The sequence below is a fragment of the Streptomyces sp. NPDC056231 genome (assembly GCF_048270745.1).
Classification (GTDB): domain Bacteria; phylum Actinomycetota; class Actinomycetes; order Streptomycetales; family Streptomycetaceae; genus Streptomyces.
Genome location: NZ_JBLVKW010000056.1, coordinates 1 through 20,772 on the forward strand (window position 1 = coordinate 1; position 20,772 = coordinate 20,772).

At 70.3% G+C, this 20,772-nt stretch carries 16 protein-coding genes; 10 read left to right on the forward strand and 6 right to left on the reverse strand.

Annotated features, from left to right (window positions below):
- Positions 1 to 117: 117 nt before the first annotated feature.
- Positions 118 to 489, reverse strand: coding sequence for a winged helix-turn-helix transcriptional regulator (locus ACNPQM_RS31255; RefSeq protein WP_418086599.1), 372 nt, complete (start codon positions 487 to 489; stop codon positions 118 to 120).
- Positions 490 to 573: 84 nt separating this feature from the next.
- Between ACNPQM_RS31255 and ACNPQM_RS31260 the strand changes: the two genes are divergently transcribed.
- Both ACNPQM_RS31260 and ACNPQM_RS31265 read left to right on the forward strand, forming a co-directional pair.
- Positions 574 to 1,482, forward strand: a complete 909-nt coding sequence (locus ACNPQM_RS31260) for an NAD(P)-dependent oxidoreductase (RefSeq protein WP_418086600.1) — start codon at positions 574 to 576, stop codon at positions 1,480 to 1,482.
- Between the two features lie 255 nt (positions 1,483 to 1,737).
- A complete protein-coding gene (locus tag ACNPQM_RS31265) occupies positions 1,738 to 2,556 on the forward strand; it encodes a hypothetical protein (RefSeq protein ID WP_358856300.1) in 819 nt (272 codons plus the stop codon).
- Between the two features lie 192 nt (positions 2,557 to 2,748).
- On the opposite strand, the gene ACNPQM_RS31270 is transcribed toward ACNPQM_RS31265, so the two are convergent.
- Positions 2,749 to 3,672 (reverse strand): LLM class F420-dependent oxidoreductase, encoded by a 924-nt coding sequence (locus ACNPQM_RS31270; protein WP_418086601.1) that lies wholly within the window; start codon positions 3,670 to 3,672, stop codon positions 2,749 to 2,751.
- Between the two features lie 309 nt (positions 3,673 to 3,981).
- On the opposite strand from ACNPQM_RS31270, the gene mmuM reads away from it, so the two are divergent.
- The 6 genes from mmuM to ACNPQM_RS31300 all read left to right on the forward strand — a co-directional run bounded on the left by mmuM (position 3,982) and on the right by ACNPQM_RS31300 (position 13,414).
- Positions 3,982 to 4,959 (forward strand): homocysteine S-methyltransferase, encoded by a 978-nt coding sequence (gene mmuM, locus ACNPQM_RS31275; protein WP_418086602.1) that lies wholly within the window; start codon positions 3,982 to 3,984, stop codon positions 4,957 to 4,959.
- Between the two features lie 53 nt (positions 4,960 to 5,012).
- Complete coding sequence (locus ACNPQM_RS31280; RefSeq protein ID WP_358856303.1) at positions 5,013 to 6,491, forward strand: 3' terminal RNA ribose 2'-O-methyltransferase Hen1; 1,479 nt, start codon at positions 5,013 to 5,015, stop codon at positions 6,489 to 6,491.
- Positions 6,488 to 9,055 carry a polynucleotide kinase-phosphatase gene (locus ACNPQM_RS31285; protein ID WP_418086603.1) on the forward strand — a complete coding sequence of 856 codons (2,568 nt, stop codon included), beginning with the start codon at positions 6,488 to 6,490 and terminating at the stop codon, positions 9,053 to 9,055. The genes ACNPQM_RS31280 and ACNPQM_RS31285 overlap by 4 nt, the downstream gene beginning before the upstream one ends.
- A gap of 110 nt (positions 9,056 to 9,165) precedes the next feature.
- Positions 9,166 to 10,398, forward strand: a complete 1,233-nt coding sequence (locus ACNPQM_RS31290; RefSeq protein WP_358856305.1) for an arginine deiminase — start codon at positions 9,166 to 9,168, stop codon at positions 10,396 to 10,398.
- Between the two features lie 358 nt (positions 10,399 to 10,756).
- Positions 10,757 to 11,761, forward strand: coding sequence for an ornithine carbamoyltransferase (argF, locus tag ACNPQM_RS31295; RefSeq protein ID WP_418086604.1), 1,005 nt, complete (start codon positions 10,757 to 10,759; stop codon positions 11,759 to 11,761).
- Positions 11,762 to 11,974: 213 nt separating this feature from the next.
- Positions 11,975 to 13,414 (forward strand): amino acid permease, encoded by a 1,440-nt coding sequence (locus tag ACNPQM_RS31300; protein WP_418086605.1) that lies wholly within the window; start codon positions 11,975 to 11,977, stop codon positions 13,412 to 13,414.
- A gap of 46 nt (positions 13,415 to 13,460) precedes the next feature.
- Here ACNPQM_RS31300 and ACNPQM_RS31305 read toward each other — a convergent pair whose 3' ends face one another.
- The gene (locus ACNPQM_RS31305; RefSeq protein ID WP_358856308.1) at positions 13,461 to 13,895 is read right to left on the reverse strand and encodes an ATP-binding protein; all 435 of its coding nucleotides are present in this window, start codon (positions 13,893 to 13,895) and stop codon (positions 13,461 to 13,463) included.
- A gap of 225 nt (positions 13,896 to 14,120) precedes the next feature.
- Here ACNPQM_RS31305 and ACNPQM_RS31310 point away from each other — a divergent pair, with 225 nt between their 5' ends.
- On the forward strand, positions 14,121 to 14,948 hold the full coding sequence (locus ACNPQM_RS31310) for an enoyl-CoA hydratase family protein (RefSeq protein ID WP_358856309.1): 828 nt from the start codon (positions 14,121 to 14,123) through the stop codon (positions 14,946 to 14,948).
- A 4-nt stretch (positions 14,949 to 14,952) separates the two neighbouring features.
- A complete protein-coding gene (locus tag ACNPQM_RS31315; protein WP_418086606.1) occupies positions 14,953 to 17,235 on the forward strand; it encodes a bifunctional salicylyl-CoA 5-hydroxylase/oxidoreductase in 2,283 nt (760 codons plus the stop codon).
- Positions 17,236 to 17,346: 111 nt separating this feature from the next.
- Here the strand turns inward: ACNPQM_RS31315 and ACNPQM_RS31320 are convergent, their stop codons facing one another.
- From ACNPQM_RS31320 to ACNPQM_RS31330, 3 genes are read right to left on the reverse strand one after another with little or no spacing between them, the layout of a single operon-like run.
- Complete coding sequence (locus ACNPQM_RS31320; protein ID WP_418086607.1) at positions 17,347 to 18,183, reverse strand: GNAT family N-acetyltransferase; 837 nt, start codon at positions 18,181 to 18,183, stop codon at positions 17,347 to 17,349.
- Between the two features lie 59 nt (positions 18,184 to 18,242).
- On the reverse strand, positions 18,243 to 19,055 hold the full coding sequence (locus tag ACNPQM_RS31325; RefSeq protein ID WP_418086608.1) for a PaaX family transcriptional regulator C-terminal domain-containing protein: 813 nt from the start codon (positions 19,053 to 19,055) through the stop codon (positions 18,243 to 18,245).
- Between the two features lie 4 nt (positions 19,056 to 19,059).
- Positions 19,060 to 20,691 carry an AMP-binding protein gene (locus ACNPQM_RS31330; protein WP_418086609.1) on the reverse strand — a complete coding sequence of 544 codons (1,632 nt, stop codon included), beginning with the start codon at positions 20,689 to 20,691 and terminating at the stop codon, positions 19,060 to 19,062.
- Positions 20,692 to 20,772: the final 81 nt, after the last annotated feature.

The window sequence follows — 20,772 nt, forward strand, 5'->3', positions numbered from 1 at the left end:
CGCACATCTGCCGCGTTGTCGTCAATCACCATGGCTCCGCCATGCCTCAATCCTCCGCCTTGCAGCTGCACGCACCCAGCCCCGCTCCTTCTCCCGCCTCCCATTTGCCGGTCGGTCTTAGCCGTGTGAGGTCTCGGCCACGTCGACCGCTTCGAAGCCTTCGCGACGCATCCGCTCAACACCCCAGGCGCCGAGCGGCCCGAGCGCCTGATTGAGCGTGCGCCCATGCTCAGTCAGGGAGTACTCCACCCGCGGCGGCACCTCGGCATAGACCTCTCGGTGCACGAGACCGTCCGCCTCCATCTCACGCAGGTGTTGCGTCAGCATCTTCTCGCTCACTCCCGGCAGACCGCGACGGAGCTCAGCGAAGCGGCGTACGCGATGGGCGTCGAGCTCCCAGAGGATCAGTCCCTTCCACTTGCCGCTCACCACGTCGAGCGCAGCATCGATGCCGCAGATGTAAGGCCCGCATCTCGGCGCCTTGGCCATCACCGATCCCCCTTACGAAAAGGTAAGTACCGCAGAAAATAGTAGGTACTTCCGAGAGTGGTGACACTCTCCGAACATGGAGGGGTGAACGAACTACAGAACCGCACCACCAGGCAGGACAGCGCTGTCACCGTGATCGGGCTTGGCCCGATGGGCCAGGCGATGACCCGCACCCTCCTCAATGCCGGCCACCCGGTCACCGTCTGGAACCGCACCGCCAGTCGGGCTGACGGCGTCGTCGCCGACGGAGCAACGCTCGCGGCGACACCCAGCGAAGCGGTCGAAGCGAGTGACCTCGTGATCCTCAGCCTCACCGACTACCGGGCGATGTACGACATCCTCGACAGCGCAACCGCATCGCTCGCCGGCCGGACGCTGGTCAACCTGAGCTCCGACACTCCCGACCGCTCACGCGAGGCAGCAGCCTGGGCCGCGGGCCACGACGCCACCTTCCTCACCGGAGGTGTCATGGTCCCCGCGCCGATGGTCGGCACGGAGGCAGCCCATGTCTACTACAGCGGCCGCGACCAAGTGACGGAGAGCCACCTGGCGGCGTTGACACTGCTGGGAACACCAAAGCATCTGGGCGAGGACCCGGGCCTCGCCCAGATGATGTATCAAGCCCAACTCGCGGTGTTCCTCACCACCTTGTCCGGGCTGGTGCACGCCACCGCGATGCTGGGTACCGCAGGAATGAAGGCCAAGGAAGCGCTGCCGGAGTTGCTCTCCTCCGCCGACTCGATCGGCGACATCCTGAGGGCTGTCGAAGAGAACCCCGGCACCGCGCTCGATGCTGGAGAACATCCCGGCGACCTCAGCACGGTCACCATGATGGGCGCGACGTCCGACCACATCGTCGAGACCAGCACGTCACTCGGCCTCGACCTCGCGCTCCCCCTGGCCGTGCAGGCCCACTACCGGCGTGCGATCGAGAAAGGACACGGCAACGACAACTGGACCCGCATCATCGACAGCATCCGAGGACCGCGCTGACCACATGCGGAACCGATGAACACACGCCCAACCGCGACTCCTCCCAGGCGTCGTTCTGCACGGGACCCCGTGGGTGCCCGTCTGAATGGGCGGATTGTCCGCTGCCGCGACCGAGTGGCGCGCCTTGCTATATAGTCCGCGCCTCGTTACCGCACGTCAGGCGGGGGCCGGAGGAGGGGCACGGAGATGAAGAGGCGAGTCGGGCTAGTCGGGGTGGTTGCGCCCCTTTGTTGTGCGGCCGTCGGCTGCTCCACCGTGGGCGGGGAGGATGTGCAGCCGGCCGCGGCGAAGTCGGCAGCGGCATCCGCATCCCCGGCTGCATCGGAGAAGGCGCCCGCCCCGCCCGAGACCCCCGGCGACTTTCTCGGCCTCGCCGAGAAGGCCATGGCGGCGCAGCACGGATGGACCTTCGCCGTGCGCGGGAAGGAAGGGCTCACCCTGCAAGGGCAGCAGCCCAGCAATGCGTCCTACACGGCCACGGTGCGGCGCACCGGTGATCCCGAGGCGCTCCAGTCGCACGGGGTCATCACCAGCAGCAAAGGGCAGCGCAAGCCCGAAGAGGTCTTCGTCGTCGGCGGTACGGGGTACGTGAAGGAGGGCGACGCGGGCGCCTGGAAGCACGGGGCCCTCACTGATCCGGTGATCGCGAACAAGGTCGAGGATCCCGTCGCCGCCGTCCAGACGTTCCGGACCTATCTGAAACAGGGGGGCGTCACCCTCACCAAGGCGGACAGCCACGGCAAGGTGCGGCTCCAGGTGCGGGTGGCCTCGCCGCGCAAGGTGCCAGAGGTGCAGGACCGTGCCTATGTGAAGTCCGCCGTACGGGAGGTGGAGCCCGTCCTCGCCCAGCTCCGAGGGGCCGGCGTGGCGGTGGACAAGTCTCAGATCACCCTGTCCCGGCTGACCGAGACGCTGACGCTGGATGCCAGGACGGGGAAGGTGGAAGCCCACGCATTGCGGTTCGCCTTCCTGATTCCGAACGGTGGGCAGAACATCACGTACACCCAGGACGTGAGCGAGGAGAACCGTGGAGTGTTCGGCGGCAGCATCGCCCTTCCCCCGGGCGTGAGTTGACGGGTCGGGTCGGCCGCGTACGGGCCGCCGGATTCCGGGGCGGGGGCAGCGCGAACAGCGGACTGCCCCCGCGGCCGAATACCAGCCGCCACAGGTCGGCCGGCGTAGTCATCTGCAGGTTGAGGCAACGACCGTGTCGGCCGGCCGCGTCGATCAACAGGCCTCCACGACTTCCGACTGTGGCTCGCAGCACTAGGAGAGTTGCGGCATCACATCGGACGCGATCAATGCCAAGTGGTCCAGGTCGTCAAGGTCCAGCATCTGCAGGTACATCCGCTGCGAGCCGACGGCCCGGAACGCCGAGATGCGCTCGACGACTTCCGCAGGTGACCCGGCAAGACCGTTGGCCTTCAGCTCGTCGACGTCGCGGCCGATGGCTTCCGCCCGGCGTTTCACCTCCGCGTCGGTCTTGCCGACACAGGCGACGAGGGCGTTGGAGTAGACGAGGTCGTCCGCCCTGCGCCCGCGGTCTTCAGCCGCCGCACGCACGCGCGCGAACTGCCGCTCCGTGTCGGCAAGGGACGCAAACGGAATGTTGAACTCGTCGGCGTACTGAGCGGCAAGAGCGGGTGTCCTCCTGGCTCCGTGACCGCCGATCAGGACCGGCACCCTGGCCTGTACCGGCTTGGGCAGCGCGGGGGAGTCCGAAAGCTGGTAGTACGTCCCGTCGTAATTGAATCGCTCGCCGACGGGGGTGTTCCACAGTCCGGTGACGACCGCGAGCTGTTCCTCCAGGCGTCCGAACTTCTCCTTGGGGAACGGGATGCCGTAGGCCGCATGCTCTTCCGCGTACCAGCCGGAGCCGAGACCCAGTTCCACCCGTCCGCCGGACATCTGGTCGACCTGCGCGACCTGGATCGCGAGGACACCGGGGAGACGGAAGGTTCCGGCGGTCATGAGGGTCCCGAGGCGGATCCTCGTCGTCTCGCGCGCGAGACCGGCAAGCGTGATCCAGGCGTCAGTAGGTCCTGGGAGGCCGTCCACGGCTCCCATGTGCAGATAGTGATCCGAGCGGAAGAAGGCTCCGTAGTTGAGTTCCTCGGCCGCTTTGGCGACGCGGAGCAGCGTCTCGTAGGTCGCCCCTTGCTGCGGTTCTGTGAAGACACGAAGATCCATGCGTCCATCATGCCCGTGGTGTACTCACGGACTCGCCTCCGACCGCTGTCGCACTGGATCGCGGCGTGCGGAGGGCCCGGTGCTCAGGCCGTTTCTCCGCGATCGCCTCGCTGCCTGGAGGAGACCGCTACCGTGGGTCATACACACGCCTGCGCTCCTCGTCACCGACATGCAGAACGCTCCGGTGGCGATCGTGTCCAGCTGTCGTGGGAACCGGTCCTCCTGCGGTCCCCGGCCGACGAGGACCGTGTCGCCGCGACCCACGCACACACCTGCGCAGGCGGTCGATCCAGAGGGAAGTGAGCAGCCGTGCAACCCGCCCGCCCGCTGGCCGCCGCGCTCGCCGAAGGAATCGTCCTCCTCGACGGTGGTCTCTCCAATCAACTGGAGGCGCAGGGCTACGACCTGTCCGACGAACTGTGGTCGGCCCGGTTGCTGGTCGACGAGCCACGGCAGATCGAGGCCGCGCACCGGGCGTATGTGCGGGCGGGTGCCCAGGTGCTCATCACCTCCGGCTACCAGGCGACGTACGAGGGGTTCGCGCGGCGGGGGATCGGCCGGGCCCGGGCGACTGAGCTCTTCGCCCGCAGCGTGGAGCTGGCCCGGCGGGCCGGTGCGGCGGCGGACCGGGAGGTCTGGGTCGCCGGCTCCGTCGGCCCGTACGGGGCGATGCTCGCGGACGGCAGCGAGTACCGCGGGCGGTACGGGCTCTCGGTCCGGGAGCTGGAGCGCTTCCACCGGCCCCGGATCGAGGCGCTGGCCGCCGCCGGCCCGGATGTGCTGGCACTGGAGACGGTGCCGGACACCGATGAGGCCGAGGCGCTGCTGCGGGTGGTCGACGACTACGGGCTGCCGGTCTGGCTCTCGTACAGCGTGGCGGGGGACCGGACCCGGGCGGGGCAGCCGCTGGAGACGGCGTTCGGGATCGCCGCCGGGCACGACCGGGTGGTGGCCGTGGGGGTGAACTGCTGCGATCCGGCGGACGCGGACCGGGCGGTGGTGACGGCGGCCGAGGTGACCGGGAAACCGGCCGTCGTCTACCCGAACAGCGGGGAGCGGTGGGACGCCGAGGGCCGGGGGTGGACCGGTGGTGCCACGTTCGACCCCCGCCGGGTGCGGGGCTGGCAGGAGGCCGGTGCCCGGCTGGTCGGCGGCTGCTGCCGGGTCGGTCCCGGACCGATCGCGGAACTGGCCGGGCTGATTGCGTCGGGACGGGCGGCGCGGGGGCCGGGGAGCGGTTCGGCGCGTGGCACGGACCGTGGGACGGGAGGGGCGACAGAACCGTAGACACGACGAAAATGCCTGGTGGGGGGCGAGTGATCCAGACCATACTCGGACGTGTGTTCCTGACCATCAGTACGACCGGCACCCCTGAGCGCCCCGCGACCGACCTCGGCTTCCTGCTGCACAAGCATCCCGAGAAGGCGCAGGCGTTCTCCACCTCCCACGGCACTGCGCATGTCTTCTACCCCGAGTCATCCGCCGAGCGCTGCACGGCCGCCCTGCTGCTTCAGGTGGATCCCGTGGCGCTGGTGCGCCGGGGCAAGGGCAAGGGCCGCGGCGGCGCACCCGACGCGGCGCTCGCGCAGTACGTCAACGACCGGCCGTACGCGGCGTCCTCGCTGCTCTCCGTCGCGATGAGCACCGTCTTCAAGTCTGCCCTGAAAGGCGTGTGCCGGGCCCTGCCCGAGCGCGCGGCGGCGCCTCTGCCGCTCAGGATCGAGGTGCCCGCGCTCCCGGCGCGCGGCGGCGCGGAGCTCGTGACGAAGCTCTTCGGTCCGCTCGGCTGGACGAGCGTGGACGCGGTGGCCGTACCGCTGGACGAGCAGTTCCCGGAGTGGGGCGACTCGCGGTACGTACGACTGGTGCTGGAGGGCGAGTTGCGGCTCGCGGACGCGCTGCGGCAGCTGTACGTCCTGCTGCCGGTGCTCGACGACGCCAAGCACTACTGGGTCGCGCCCGACGAGGTGGACAAGCTGCTGCGGGCCGGTGACGGCTGGCTGGCCGACCACCCGGAGCAGAAGCTGATCACCAGCCGCTATCTCTCCCGGCGCTGGGGGCTGACCCGGCAGGCGATGGAACGGCTCGAACTGGTACGGCTCGCCGAGCTGGACGACCTGGCGGTGGAGTCCGTCGACAACGCCGTGGACGAGACGACGGACACCGAGGAGAAGCCGGTGCCGCTCGCCGAGCAGCGGCGCGAAGCGATCGTGGAGGCGCTGCGGGCCGCCGGGGCGAGCCGGGTGCTGGACCTGGGCTGCGGACAGGGCCAGTTGGTGCAGGCACTGCTGAAGGACGTGCGCTTCACGGAGATCGTCGGCGTCGACGTCTCGATGCGCGCCCTGACCATCGCCTCGCGCCGGCTGAAGCTGGACCGGATGGGCGAGCGCCAGGCCGGCCGCGTCACGCTGCGGCAGGGCTCGCTCACGTACACCGACAAGCAGCTGGGCGGGTATGACGCGGCCGTGCTCAGCGAGGTCATCGAGCACCTCGACCTGCCGAGGCTGCCCGCGCTGGAGTACGCGGTGTTCGGCTCGGCCCGGCCGCAGACGGTGCTCGTGACGACGCCGAACGTGGAGTACAACGTCCGCTGGGAGAGCCTCCCCGCCGGACACGTGCGGCACGGCGACCACCGCTTCGAATGGACCAGGGCCGAGTTCCGCGGCTGGGCGCAGGAAGTGGCACAGCGGCACGGATACGGAGTCGGCTTCGTGCCGGTGGGACCCGACGACCCCGAGGTGGGGCCGCCCACACAGATGGCCGTGTTCACGAAGACCGCCGGGGACGACACGAAGAAGAAGGGGGCGAAGGCAGCATGACCGACAACGACACCGCAAAGAGCACCGACGTGCACCGCACGCTGCCGGTGACCGACCTCTCCCTCGTCGTGCTCATCGGAGCCAGCGGTTCCGGCAAATCCACGTTCGCGCGCAAGCACTTCAAGCCCACCGAGATCATCTCCTCGGACTTCTGCCGCGGCCTCGTCGCCGACGACGAGAACGACCAGAGCGTGAGCGGTGATGCCTTCGACGTCCTGCACTACATCGCGGGCAAGCGGCTCGCCGCCGGACGGCTGACCGTCGTCGACGCCACCAACGTCCAGGCCGAGAGCCGAAGGCAGCTGGTGCAGCTGGCCCGGACCCACGACGTGCTGCCCATCGCGATCGTCCTCGACCTGCCCGAAGAGGTCTGCCAGGCGCGCAACGCCACCCGGCCCGACCGCGCCGACATGCCCCGTCATGTCGTCCAGCGCCACCGCCGCGAGCTGCGCCGTTCGCTGCGCGGCCTGGAGCGCGAGGGGTTCCGCAAGGTGCACATCCTGCGCACCGAGGAGGAGGTCGACCACGCCGACGTGGTGCTGGAGCGCCGCTACAACGACCTGCGTCACCTCACCGGGCCGTTCGACATCATCGGTGACATCCACGGCTGCAGCTCGGAGCTGGAGACCCTGCTCGGCAAGCTCGGTTATGCCGACGGCGCACACCCGGAAGGGCGCACGGCGGTCTTCGTCGGCGACCTCGTGGACCGCGGCCCCGACAGTCCCGGCGTGCTGCGCCGCGTCATGTCCATGGTCGCGGCGGGGAACGCCCTGTGCGTGCCGGGGAATCACGAGAACAAGCTCGGCCGCTACCTCAAGGGCCGCCAGGTCCAGCACACCCATGGGCTCGCCGAGACCATCGAGCAGCTGGACCGTGAGGACGCCAGGGACCCGGCCTTCCGCGAGCAGGTAAGGGAGTTCATCGACGGGCTCGTCAGCCACTACGTGCTGGACGACGGGAAGCTGGTCGTCTGCCACGCCGGGCTGCCCGAGAAGTACCACGGGCGCACGTCCGGACGGGTCCGCTCGCACGCGCTGTACGGGGACACCACCGGCGAGACCGATGAGTTCGGCCTGCCGGTGCGCTACCCGTGGGCGGAGGAGTACCGCGGCCGTGCCGCCGTGGTCTACGGCCACACCCCGGTGCCCAACTCCTCCTGGGTCAACAACACCCTCTGCCTGGACACGGGTGCGGTCTTCGGCGGGAAGATGACCGCGCTGCGCTGGCCGGAGCGCGAGCTCGTCGACGTACCGGCCGAGAAGGTCTGGTACGAGCCCGCGAAACCGCTCGTCACCGAGGCTCCCGGGGGCCGCGAGGGGCGCCCGCTCGACCTGGCCGATGTGCAGGGCCGACGGATCGTGGAGACCCGGCACATGGGCCGCATCTCGGTGCGCGAGGAGAACGCCGCGGCTGCGCTCGAAGTGATGAGCAGGTTCGCCGTCGACCCGCGGCTGCTCGGCTATCTCCCGCCGACGATGGCGCCCACCGCGACCTCCCACGAGGAGGGCTTCCTGGAGCACCCCGCCGAGGCCTTCGCGCAGTACCGGGCCGACGGGGTCGCCCAGGTCGTGTGCGAGGAGAAGCACATGGGCTCGCGGGCGGTGGCCCTGGTCTGCCGTGACGCGGACGCGGCCCGCGAGCGGTTCGGGGTCGAGGGCCCGACCGGGGCGCTGCACACCCGCACCGGCCGGCCGTTCCTCGACGACACCGCCCTGACCGAGGTGATCCTCGGCAGGCTGCGCACGGCCGTCGCCGCCGCCGGACTCTGGGAGGAGTGGGACACCGACTGGGTGCTGCTCGACGCCGAGCTGATGCCCTGGTCCCTCAAGGCGGGCGGGCTGCTGCGCTCGCAGTACGCGGCGGTCGGCGCCGCGTCCGGTGCCGTACTCCCCGTGGTCGACGCGGCACTCGCGGCGGCGGCGGCCCGCGGGGTGGACGTCGCCGACCTGGCCGCCCGTCAGCAGGACCGGACGGCCGACGCCGCGGCGTTCACCGAGGCCTACCGGCGCTACTGCTGGCCCACCGAGGGCCTGGACGGAGTGCGGATCGCCCCGTTTCAGATCCTCGCCGTTCAGGGGCGCTCGCTGGCCTCCGTACCGCATGACGAGCAGCTGGCCTGGGTGGACCGGCTGGTGGAGCACGACCCCACCGGCCTGCTCCAGGTCACCCGTCGGCTCGTCGTGGACACCGGCGACGAGGCGTCGGTCCGTGCCGGTACCGACTGGTGGCTGGAGATGACCGGCCGCGGTGGCGAAGGCATGGTCGTCAAACCCCTTGCCGCGCTCGTGCGGGACGAGAAGGGCAGGCTGGTCCAGCCGGGCATCAAGGTGCGCGGCCGGGAGTACCTCCGGATCATCTACGGCCCCGAGTACACGCGTCCGGAAAATCTGGAGCGGCTGCGCTCCCGGTTCCTGGGCCACAAGCGGTCGCTGGCGCTCCGTGAATACGCGCTCGGTCTCGAGGCCCTGGACCGGCTGGCCGAGGGCGAGCCGCTGTGGCGGGTCCACGAGGCGGTGTTCGCGGTGCTCGCGCTGGAGTCGGAGCCCGTCGACCCGAGGCTCTGACCGCAGCCGGAACACGCCGGGGTGCGATGCCGGATCCGGCATCGCATTCGGTGGCGAACTCGGTGGCGATTCGCCGGGTGAACGGCGCTCCGCGCGGTGAGGATGGAGACATGGGATTCCATGTCGACTCCGAGGCCGGGCGGCTGCGCCGCGTCATCCTGCACCGCCCGGATCTGGAACTGAAGCGGCTCACCCCCAGCAACAAGGACGCGCTCCTCTTCGACGACGTGCTGTGGGTGCGCCGCGCCCGACAGGAGCACGACGGCTTCGCGGACGTCCTGCGCGACCGCGGGGTGGAGGTGCACCTCTTCGGTGATCTGCTGCGTGAGTCCCTGGACATCCCTGTGGCCAAGCGGCTCGTCCTCGACCGGGTCTTCGACGAGAAGGAGTACGGCCCGCTCGCCACCGAACACCTGCGGGCCGCCTTCGAGGAGCTGCCCACCGCCGAGCTGGCCGAGGCGCTGGTCGGCGGGATGACGAAGCGGGAGTTCCTTGAGCGGCACAGCGAGCCGACATCGGTCCGCTTCCACGTCATGGACCTGGACGACTTCCTGCTCGGTCCGCTGCCCAACCACCTCTTCACCCGGGACACCTCCGCGTGGATATACGACGGGGTTTCCATCAACGCGATGCGCTGGCCGGCCCGGCAGCGCGAGACCGTCCACTTCGAGGCGATCTACCGCCATCACCCCCTCTTCACCGGCTCCGAGGCGGGAGCCTTCCACCACTGGTCGGAGGGGCAGGACGACTATCCGTCCACCATCGAGGGCGGCGACGTCCTGGTCATCGGGCAGGGCGCCGTCCTCATCGGGATGAGCGAGCGCACCACCCCGCAGGCGGTGGAGATGCTGGCCCGCGGACTGTTCGACGCCGGTTCCGCCCGGACGATCGTGGCGCTCGACATGCCCAAGAGACGGGCGTTCATGCACCTCGACACGGTGATGACGATGATCGACGGCGATACATTCACCCAGTACGCGGGGCTGGGCATGCTCCGCTCGTACACCATCGAGCCCGGCAGCGGACCGCGGGAGCTCAAGGTCACCGACCATCCGCCCGAGCACATGCACCGGGCCATGGCGGCGGCGCTGGGCCTGGACTCGATCCGGGTCCTCACGGCCACCCAGGACGTGCACGCGGCCGAGCGCGAGCAGTGGGACGACGGCTGCAATGTGCTGGCCGTCGAGCCGGGCGTCGTGGTCGCGTACGAGCGCAACGCCACCACCAACACCTATCTGCGCAAGCAAGGCATCGAGGTGATAGAGATCCGCGGCAGCGAACTCGGCCGGGGCAGGGGCGGTCCCCGCTGCATGAGCTGTCCGGTGGTCCGCGATGCGGTCTAGGGGGTGTCCGGCGGATCAGGGTCGGACAGGTCACGGCGTCTGGTGCGGTGCATCGCAAGTCGCCGGAGCGTCCTGATAGCGGAGCTATCCGGGCGTTTCGGCAACGCCGCGAGGTGCCGTGCCGGGCGTCGCGACCCCGGCCATGATCCGCCGGACACCCCCTAGCGGGTGATTCGAAAGCAGCGTCGTCCGGCCGCCCGGCAGACGGGACATTCGAAACATGCCCTGGTGCCGTGACCGAACGGGGGAACACGGGACCGCGTGGGAGTACGGAGGCGCCTGTATATCAATGCGTTCTCTCGTATAGACTTCCAGGGAACTGTACGCGCGACCCTCGCCCGACCCAGGAGCAGCCACCATGGCCATAGACCTCGCAGGCCGCCACTTCCTCAAGGAGCTGGACTTCACGGCCGAGGAGTTCCGCGGCCTGATCGACCTGGCCGCCGAGCTCAAGGCGGCCAAGAAGGCGGGTGCGGAGGTGCAGCATCTGCGTGGCAAGAACATCGCGCTGATCTTCGAGAAGACCTCGACCCGCACGCGCTGCGCCTTCGAGGTCGCCGCCGCCGACCAGGGTGCCTCGACCACGTACCTCGACCCCTCGGGCTCGCAGATGGGCCACAAGGAGTCGGTGAAGGACACCGCCCGCGTGCTCGGCCGGATGTTCGACGGCATCGAGTACCGCGGTGACAGTCAGGTGGCGGTCGAGGAGCTCGCGGCGTACGGCGGGGTCCCCGTCTTCAACGGACTCACCGACGACTGGCACCCGACCCAGATGCTCGCCGATGTCCTCACGATGACCGAGCACAGCGACAAGCCGCTGGAGCAGATCGTCTTCGCCTACCTCGGCGACGCGCGCTTCAACATGGGCAACTCGTACCTGGTCACCGGTGCGCTGCTGGGCATGGACGTCCGGATCGTCGCCCCGAAGTCCTACTGGCCGGCCGAGGAGGTCGTCGCGCAGGCCCGCAAGCTCGCCGAGGCCAGCGGTGCGACGGTCACCCTCACCGAGGACGTTGCCGAGGGTGTCCGGGGCGCCGACTTCGTCGCCACCGACGTGTGGGTTTCCATGGGCGAGCCCAAGGAGGTGTGGGCCGAGCGCATCACGGCGCTCGCGCCGTACGCCGTCACCATGGACGTCCTGAACGCCACCGGGAACGCCGACGTGAAGTTCCTGCACTGCCTCCCGGCCTACCACGACCTCGGCACCAAGGTCGCCCGCGAGATCCATGCCGCCCACGGGCTGACCGAGCTGGAAGTCACCGACGAGGTCTTCGAGTCCGCGCACTCGATCGTCTTCGACGAGGCCGAGAACCGGATGCACACGATCAAGGCCGTCCTGGTGGCGACGCTGGCCGCCGCCTGACGGGTCGCCGGCCAGGTTCTGCATGAAAATGCGCCCGATTGGGTGAACATGCGGACAATTGGTTACAGTGGTTCTACTTGGTGGGGTTCGAGCTCGCGGGCTCGGACCCCATTGTCGTATCTGACGCGTCCCTCCCCCCACGGAGCCGGCCGGAGCCACACCAGCTCCGCGTGCACGCCCCCCACATGCTCCACCAGAGAAGAGATCATCCCCGTGAGTCCGCTCCGCCCGCAGAGCCTGTCGCCCCGGCCGGGACTGCGCATCAAGAGCCCCACCCAGCTGGTCGCCGAATCCGGCGCCGACCTGGAGGGGCACGGCCTCAAGCGCACCATGGGGCTGTTCCAGCTCGTGTGCTTCGGCATCGGCGCCATCGTGGGAACAGGCATCTTCGTCGGCCTCTCCGACAGTGTTGCCGAGGCCGGTCCCGCCGTCGTCGTTTCCTTCGTCCTCGCCGCGATCACCTGCATCTTCACCGCGTTCTCCTTCGCGGAGCTGGGCGGCGCGATCCCGGTCTCCGGCAGCTCCTACTCCTTCGCCTACGCCACCCTCGGCGAACGCGTCGCGTTCCTCGTCGGCTGGTGCCTGCTGCTGGAGTACGGCGTCTCGGTCTCCGCGGTCGCGGTCGGATGGAGCCAGTACGTCAACGAGCTGCTGAACAGCCTGGTCGGGTGGCACCTGCCCGCCGCCCTGTCCGCGGGGCCCGGCGACGGCGGCGTGATCAACCTCCCCGCCGTCGTGGTGATCATGATGGCCGCCACCCTGCTGGTGCGCGGCGTCCGGGAGAGCGCGGGCGCCACGGCCGCGATGGTCGTCCTCAAGATCGGCATCCTGATCGCCTTCTGCGCCATCGCATTCACCGCGTTCGAGGCAGGCCACCTCTCGCCGTTCGCCAACCATGGTGTGGCCGGCATCACCTCCGGCGCCTCGCTGGCGTTCTTCTCGTACATCGGCTTCGACGCCATCACCACCGCCGGGGAAGAGGTCAAGAACCCCCGCCGGAACATCCCGATCGCGATCATGATCTGCATCGGCGTCGCCACCCTGCTCTACTGCACGGTTGCTCTGACCGCCATCGGGGCACTCGGCGCGGACGCCGTCTCCAACAAGCCGGCCGCGCTCTCTGTGATCGTCGACCAGGTCACCGACTCGACCGTCGGCGGCGGCATCGTCGCCTTCGGTGCGGTCGTCGCCATCGCGTCCGTCGTGCTCGCGGTGATGTACGGGCAGACCCGCATCCTGATGTCGATGTCCCGCGACGGCCTGGTCCCGCGGGTCTTCGAACGCGTCTCGCCGCGGACCGCGACGCCCGTCGCCAACACCTGGATCGTCGCCGTCGTCTTTGCCGTTCCGGCGGCCTTCGCATCCCTCAACGCGGTGGTGAACCTGACCACCATCGGCACGCTCGCCATCATGGTGGCGGTCAATATCGCGGTGATCGCGCTGCGCCGCAGCCATCCCGGGCTGAAGCGTTCCTTCCGGGTGCCGCTCTATCCGGCCAGCCCGATCCTGGGCGTCGGCTTCTGTCTCTATCTGATGTACGGGACGGGCTGGGCGACCTGGGTGCAGTTCGCGGTCTTCCTGCTGGTCGGCGCGGCGGTGTACGCCTGCTACGGGCGACGCCGGTCGCGGCTGGCCGGTGTGGAGCGGGCCTGAGAGCGCCCGCCCCACGGGCGGACGACGCTGCTTTCGAAAGCAGCCCTCAGTGCTGGGGCTGGTGCGAGGGCAGGGTGAACCAGACCGCCTTGCCGTGCTCCGTCGTGCGATGGCCGCAGGCCGAACTGAGGGTGCGGATCAGCAGCAGGCCCCGGCCGTGCTCCTGCCAGGGGTCCGGTTCGCTGCCCGGACCGGGCCGGGAGAGATCGCCCGGTGGAGCCGGGTCGCGGTCGTGGACCTCCACCTGCCAGCCGGTCTCCAGGATCTCCACCACCAGCTCGAGCGGATCGTCGCCGGCGGTGTGTTCCACGGCGTTGGCGACCAGTTCGGCGGTGAGGAGCTCCGCGATGTCGAGGGAGTCGGTCGAGGGGCCGATGTCCGTCAGTGCCGTACGGATCAGGGCGCGGGCGATCGGCACTGCCGCCGTCGAGTGCGGCAGTGGGATACGCCAGGAGGCGGGGATCGGTCCATCGGGGGGCACAGCGGGTTTCCGTTCCGGAGGGCACGACTTTCTGGAGCTCAAGACTTCTCGGTTTCAACCATACGAAGTGCAACGACGTAGACAAGGGGCGAGCGACCGGTACGAATGGGACTTTCGCCACGTTGTCCTCACCGCCGCCTTATTGCGTACTCGTGACGGGAGTCACGGATGGGTGATAAATTCGAGAGCAGGTAGCAGCCCGACGGCTGAAGGGGACCACCCTCCATGAGCCCGTTTCCCAGCTCCGCGCCGCGCACGGAGCGCTGGCGTCATCTGCGGCTGACGACGGACGACGGCGTCGCGACCGTCACCCTGGCCCGCCCCGAGAAACTCAATGCGCTCACCTTCGGCGCCTATGCCGATCTGCGCGATCTCCTTGCCGAGCTGTCCCGCGAACGCTCCGTGCGCGCCCTGGTGCTGGCCGGCGAGGGGCGGGGCTTCTGCTCCGGCGGCGACGTCGACGAGATCATCGGCGCCACCCTGGCGATGGACACCGCGCAGCTGCTCGACTTCAACCGCATGACCGGACAGGTCGTACGGGCGCTGCGCGAGTGCCCCTTCCCCGTCATCGCGGCCGTCCACGGGGTCGCCGCGGGCGCCGGCGCCGTTCTCGCGCTGGCCGCCGACTTCCGCGTCGCAGACCCGTCCGCCCGGTTCGCCTTTCTCTTCACCCGGGTCGGACTCTCCGGCGGGGACATGGGAGCGGCGTATCTGCTGCCGCGCGTCGTCGGTCTCGGCCATGCCACCCGGCTGCTGATGCTCGGCGAGCAGGTCCGTGCCCCCGAGGCGGAACGGATCGGGCTGATCAGCGAGTTGACCGAGGAGGGGCAGGCCGACGCGCGCGCCGCGGCGCTCGCACAGCGCCTCGCCGAAGGGCCCGCCCTCGCCCTCGCCCAGACCAAGGCGCTGCTCACCGCCGAACTCGACATGCCGCTCGCCGCCGCCGTCGAGATGGACGCCGCCACCCAGGCGCTGCTGATGCACGGCGACGACTACGCCGAGTTCCACGCCGCGTTCACGGAGAAGCGGCCGCCGAAATGGCAAGGCAGGTAACGCGATGCGGTGCGACACGAGGCGGATCGCGGTCATCGGCGGCGGCCCCGGCGGACTCTACGCCGCGGCGCTCCTCAAGCGCCTGGACCCGGAGCGCTCCATCACGGTCTGGGAGCGCAACGCCCCGGACGACACGTTCGGTTTCGGTGTCGTCCTCTCCGACGAGACGCTCGGCGGCATCGAGCACGCCGACCCCGTGGTGTACCGGGCGCTCCAGGCCGAGTTCGTGCGGTGGGACGACATCGACATCGTCCACCGCGGCCGGACCCAGACATCCGGCGGCCACGGCTTCGCGGCGCTGGGCCGCCGCCGGCTGCTGGAGATCCTGCACGAGCGCTGCCGGTCGCTGGGGGTACGGCTCCGCTTCCGCGAAGAGGCCCCGCCCGCCGCCGAACTCGCCGCGACGCACGATCTGGTGATCGCCGCCGACGGGGTGCACAGCGCCACCCGAGAGGCGTACGCCGACACCTTCCGGCCCACCCTCACCACCCACCGCAACCGCTACATCTGGCTCGCCGCCGAGTTCGCCCTCGACGCCTTCCGCTTCGAGATCGCCGAGACCGAACACGGCGTGATGCAGCTGCATGCCTACCCGTTCTCGGCCGGTGCCTCCACCGTCATCGTCGAGATGCGCGAGGAGGTCTGGCGCGCGGCCGGGTTCGACATCATGGACGCCGCAGCCTCGACGGAACGCTGCGCCAAGATCTTCGCCGACGTCCTCGGCGGCCGCCCGCTGCGTTCCAACAACTCCTCCTGGCTCACCTTCCGTACCGTCGTCAACGCCCGCTGGTCGCACGCCAACACGGTCCTCATCGGCGACGCCGCGCACACCGCTCACTTCTCCATCGGCTCCGGCACGAAACTCGCCGTCGAGGACGCCCTCGCGCTCGCCGCCTGCATCGAGGAACAGCCCGACCTGCCCGCCGCCCTCTCCGCATACGAGACCGAGCGCCGCCCCGTCGTCGAATCGACCCAGCGCGCCGCCGCGGCCAGCCTGCGCTGGTTCGAGGAGCTCGGTACGTACGTCGACCAGGCGCCCCGGCAGTTCGCGTTCAACCTCCTCACCCGCAGCCGCCGCGTCACCCACGACAACCTGCGGCTGCGCGACGCCGGCTTCACCGAGGCCGTCGAGGAGGAGTTCGGCTGCGCCCAGGGCACTCCGCCGATGTTCACCCCGCTGCGGCTGCGCGGTCTGGAACTCCGCAACCGCGTCGTCGTCTCGCCGATGGACATGTACTCGGCTGTCGACGGCGTCCCCGGCGACTTCCACCTCGTCCACCTGGGCGCCCGCGCCCTCGGCGGCGCCGGGCTCGTCATGACCGAGATGGTGTGCGTCAGCGCCGAGGGCCGCATCACCCCCGGCTGCGCCGGCCTCTACACCCCCGCACAGGCGGCCGCCTGGACCCGGATCACCGACTTCGTCCACACCTCGGCGCCCGGTACGGCGATCGGCATCCAGCTCGGCCACTCCGGCCGCAAGGGCTCCACCAAACTGATGTGGGACGGCATCGACCAGCCGCTCGACGCGGGCAACTGGCCCCTGTCCGCCGCCTCCCCGATCCCGTACGCGGAAGGAGTCAACCAGGTCCCGCACGCCCTGGACCGGGCCGGACTCGAGGTCATCCGCGCCCAGTTCGCCGCGGCCGCCCGGCACGCCGTCACCTGCGACTTCGACCTGCTCGAACTCCACTGCGCGCACGGCTACCTGCTCTCCGGCTTCCTCTCGCCGCTCACCAACCGACGCACCGACACCTACGGCGGACCGCTGTCGAACCGACTGCGCTTCCCCCTCGAAGTCTTCGACGCGGTCCGCGCCGAGTGGCCCGACGACCGGCCCATGACCGTCCGGATCTCCGCCACCGACTGGGCCGACGGCGGCACGACGGCCGAGGACGCCGTCGAGATCGCCCGCGCGTTCGTCGCGCACGGCGTCGACGCCATCGACGTCTCCACCGGCCAGGTCGTCCCCGACGAACGCCCCGAGTACGGCCGCTCGTACCAGACCCCGTATGCCGACCGGATCCGCAACACCCTGGTCGTGCCGGTCATCGCGGTCGGCGCGATCTCCTCCTGGGACGACGTCAACTCCCTGCTGCTGGCGGGCCGCGCCGACCTCTGCGCCCTGGCCCGCCCGCACCTCTACGACCCGCACTGGACCCTGCACGCGGCGGCGGACCAGGGCTATGCGGGACCGGGCGCACCCTGGCCGCTCCCGTACCGCGCGGGCAGCCGCACGCCCCCGACCGGCCGCACGGACGCACCGAAGCCGCGACTCACTCTGGGGTGAGCGTCAGACACTCGTGGCACCGGCACGGATCCGGATGCGGGGAGCCGCGCGGGAAGCGCACCACATTCGCGGCGATCAACCAGAGCGGCTCCCGGACCTCACCGGGCTCGGTCATCTCTCCTCCACGCCGTTGCCCTGTGCACTGATCAGCAGCCGGTCCGAGACGGGCCGGAAGCCGATCCGCTGATACACGCCGTTGCTGGTCGGATTGGCGAGGTCCGTGAACAGCAGGATCTCGTCCGCGCCCGCCTCCCGTGCCGCCCGGCCGGCGTCCGCCGTCACCGCTGCCGCATAGCCGTGACCCCGGTACTCCGGAGGTGTGTACACGGTCGTGACCCGTACCGTGCCCGCGACCCGGGGGGAGACGCCCGCCATCGAGACCGGGACGTCACCGGCCTCCCAGAGTGTCAGCCCGCCGGACGCCGTCCGCTCGTCCACCAGCCGCTCGGCGTGGGTGCCGGGCTCGCCGACTTCTTCGGCGAAGGCGAGATGCCAGGCCAGGAGCAGTTCGCGGTCGGCGGTCGTGGCGGTCCTCGGGGCGCCCTCGGGGGCGGGGGACGGGGGGATCAACTCGCCGAGCCGGTAGAGCCGTTGTTCCTGCTCGACGCGGTGGCCGGGCCAGCCGGCGGCCAGCGCCTCGGCGGTGGGGCGGTCCGCGTTGACGCTGGTCAGGGGGAGTGCCGCGGTCAGTGGGGCAAGGGCCTCGGGGGCGACCGTGCCCAGCAGTGGGGGGTAGGGCGGAGTCTGCACCAGGGTTCCCGCGACCTCGCCGTCCGGCCCGCGCCACCAGCCCAGCAACGGAGCGGCGTCGCCGTACGCGTGCGGGCCGCTGCGCCGCAGCGTGGCGGTGACGGTCAGTACCAGGGTGTTCTCGGCAGGGCGGGCCGCCAGCGAGGCGCCTGCCACGTCCAGGAATGCTTCGACATCATCGGTGAAGGTCCAGGTCATGGTTCATCGTGCAGGGCGCGGGGCATCGGGAGCACCTGGATTTCGGCGCCCGCGGCCGGTCATGACCGTACGAACTGTGCTCCCGGGTCCCGCAGTCGGGCGTGCAGGAGCCCGAACACCTCCGCCGACCGGCCTCCCGGCCACTCCTTCGGCAACAGCTCCTCCGGCAGGCCCGGATCGGCGTACGGCAGCTGCCGCCATGAGTCCAGGGCCGCCAGATAGTCCCGGTAGGCGGTCTCGGGATCGGGGGCGCCGGTGCGTGACTCCCAGGCCCGTAGCACCGGTTCGTGCTGCTCCAGGAAGTCCACGTGGAGCCGGGCGATCGCGTCGAGGTCCCACCAGCGCGCCACGGACTCCCGCGTCGCGGCGAAGCCGAGGTGTTCCCCGCGGAACAGGTCTACATACGGGGCCAGTTCCAGCCGCTCGAGCGTGTGCCGGGTCTCGTCGTACAGCGCGGCGGGCGCGATCCACACCCCGGGCGCCGCCGTGCCGAAGCCGAGCCGGGCCAGCCGCGAGCGCAGCAGGTGCCGCTTGTGCCGTTCCGCTTCCGGTACGGAGAAGACGGCGAGCACCCAGCCGTCCTGGAGCGGCGGCGACGGGTGCGCATAGATCCGCCGGTCGCCGTCGTCCAGCAGTTGGCGGGCGTCGGGCGACAGCGCGTACCCGGCCGCGCCGCTCACCGTACGCGCGGGGACGAGCAGCCCGCGTCGCTTCAGCCGGGAGACGGAGGAGCGTACGGACGGGGCGTCGACACCGAGGACGGACAGCAGGCGGATCAGTTCGGCCACCGGCAGCGGTGCATTGCCGGGGGCCCGACCGTACGCGCCGTAGAGGGTGACGATCAGGGATCTGGGGGTGTGCTGGTCGGCCACGTGATCACTCTAGGTCCCGTGCGCCGGTCCGGTCTCCGTCGCTCCGCAGCCGGAACCGCTGCAGCTTGCCGGTGGCGGTCCGGGGAAGCGCCGGCACGAATTCGATGACACGCGGGCATTTGTGGGGGGCGAGCTCGTTCTTCATGTGCGTGCGCAACTCGTCGGCCGACGCTCCGCCGCCCTCGCGCAGCACCACGTACGCCACCACGATCTGCCCGCGCAGCTCGTCCGGATGCCCGACCACCGCTACCTCGGCGACCTCGGGATGGCGCAGCAGGGCGTCCTCGACCTCGGGACCCGCGATGTTGTACCCGGAGGAGATGATCATGTCGTCGGCGCGTGCGACGTAGTGGAAGTAGCCGTCGCTGTCACGTGTGTACGTGTCGCCGGTGAGGTTCCAGCCGTGCTGTACGTACTCCGACTGGCGGATGTCGGCGAGATAGCGGCAGCCGACCGGGCCGCGGACGGCGAGCAGTCCCGGCTCCCCGTCGGGCACCGCGCGGCCGTCCCGGTCCTGCACACGCGCCTCCCAGCCGGGCACGGGAACCCCGGTGGTGCCGGGACGGATCACGTCGTCGGCGGCGGAGATGAAGATGTGCAGCAGTTCGGTGGCGCCTATGCCGTTGATGATGCGCAGGCCGGTCCGCTCGTACCAGGACTGCCAGGTCGCCAGGGGCAGGTTCTCGCCCGCCGAGACGCAGCGCCGCAGCGCGGCGAGATCGTGTTTGTCGAGGTGGTCGAGCATCACGCGGTAGGCGGTCGGTGCGGTGAACAGGACCGAGACGCGGTGGGAGGCCAGCGCGGGCAGCAGCTGCCGCGGACCGGCCTGTTCCAGCAGCAGGGCCGACCCTCCGGCCCGCAGCGGGAAGACCACCAGACCGCCGAGCCCGAAGGTGAAGCCGAGCGGCGGACTGCCGGCGAACACGTCGTCGGGACGGGGCTGCAGGACGTGACGGGAGAAGGTGTCGGCTATGGCGAGCACATCGCGGTGGAAGTGCATGCAGCCCTTGGGCCGTCCGGTGGTGCCCGAGGTGAACGCGATCAGCGCGACATCGTCCGCGGCCGTGTCCACGGCCCGATAGGGCCCCGGCCGCCCCTCGGCCAGGTGCAGCAGATCGTCGGGTCCGTCACCTCCGTACACCGTGATCCGCAGCCCCGGTACCCCCGCCTTCACCAGGTCGTCGACCGACCGGACGTCGCACAGCGCATGACCGACCTGGGCCATCGAACAGATGGTGGCGAGCTCCTGGGCCCGCTGCTGGGCCAGTACGGTCACCGCGATCGCGCCCGCCTTCAGCACGGCCAGCCAGCAGGCGGCGAGGTGGGGCGTGGTGGGGCCGCGGAGCAGAACCCGGTTGCCGGGGACGATCCCCAGGTCGGAGGTCAGGACATGGGCGATCCGGTCGACCCGGTCCTGGAGATTCCCGTAGCTCCAGATCTCGCCCTGGGGCGTATGGAAGGCGGGGCGGTCGGGACCGAGGCGGGCGACCGTGCCGTCGAGGAGCTCGGCGGCGCAGTTCAGCCGGTCCGGATAGTTCAGCTCGGGAAGGCCGAAGACCAGTTCCGGCCACTGGTCCGTGGGTGGCAGATGCTCCCGGGCAAAGGTGTCGAGGTGCGCTGAGGTCTTCGGGTCCATAGCGGATCGCCCCCTTGTCGCCCATGGAGCGTAGCGTTTGAATGACGGTAGTCAACAGTTCGCGATAGGGGACAGGAGAGG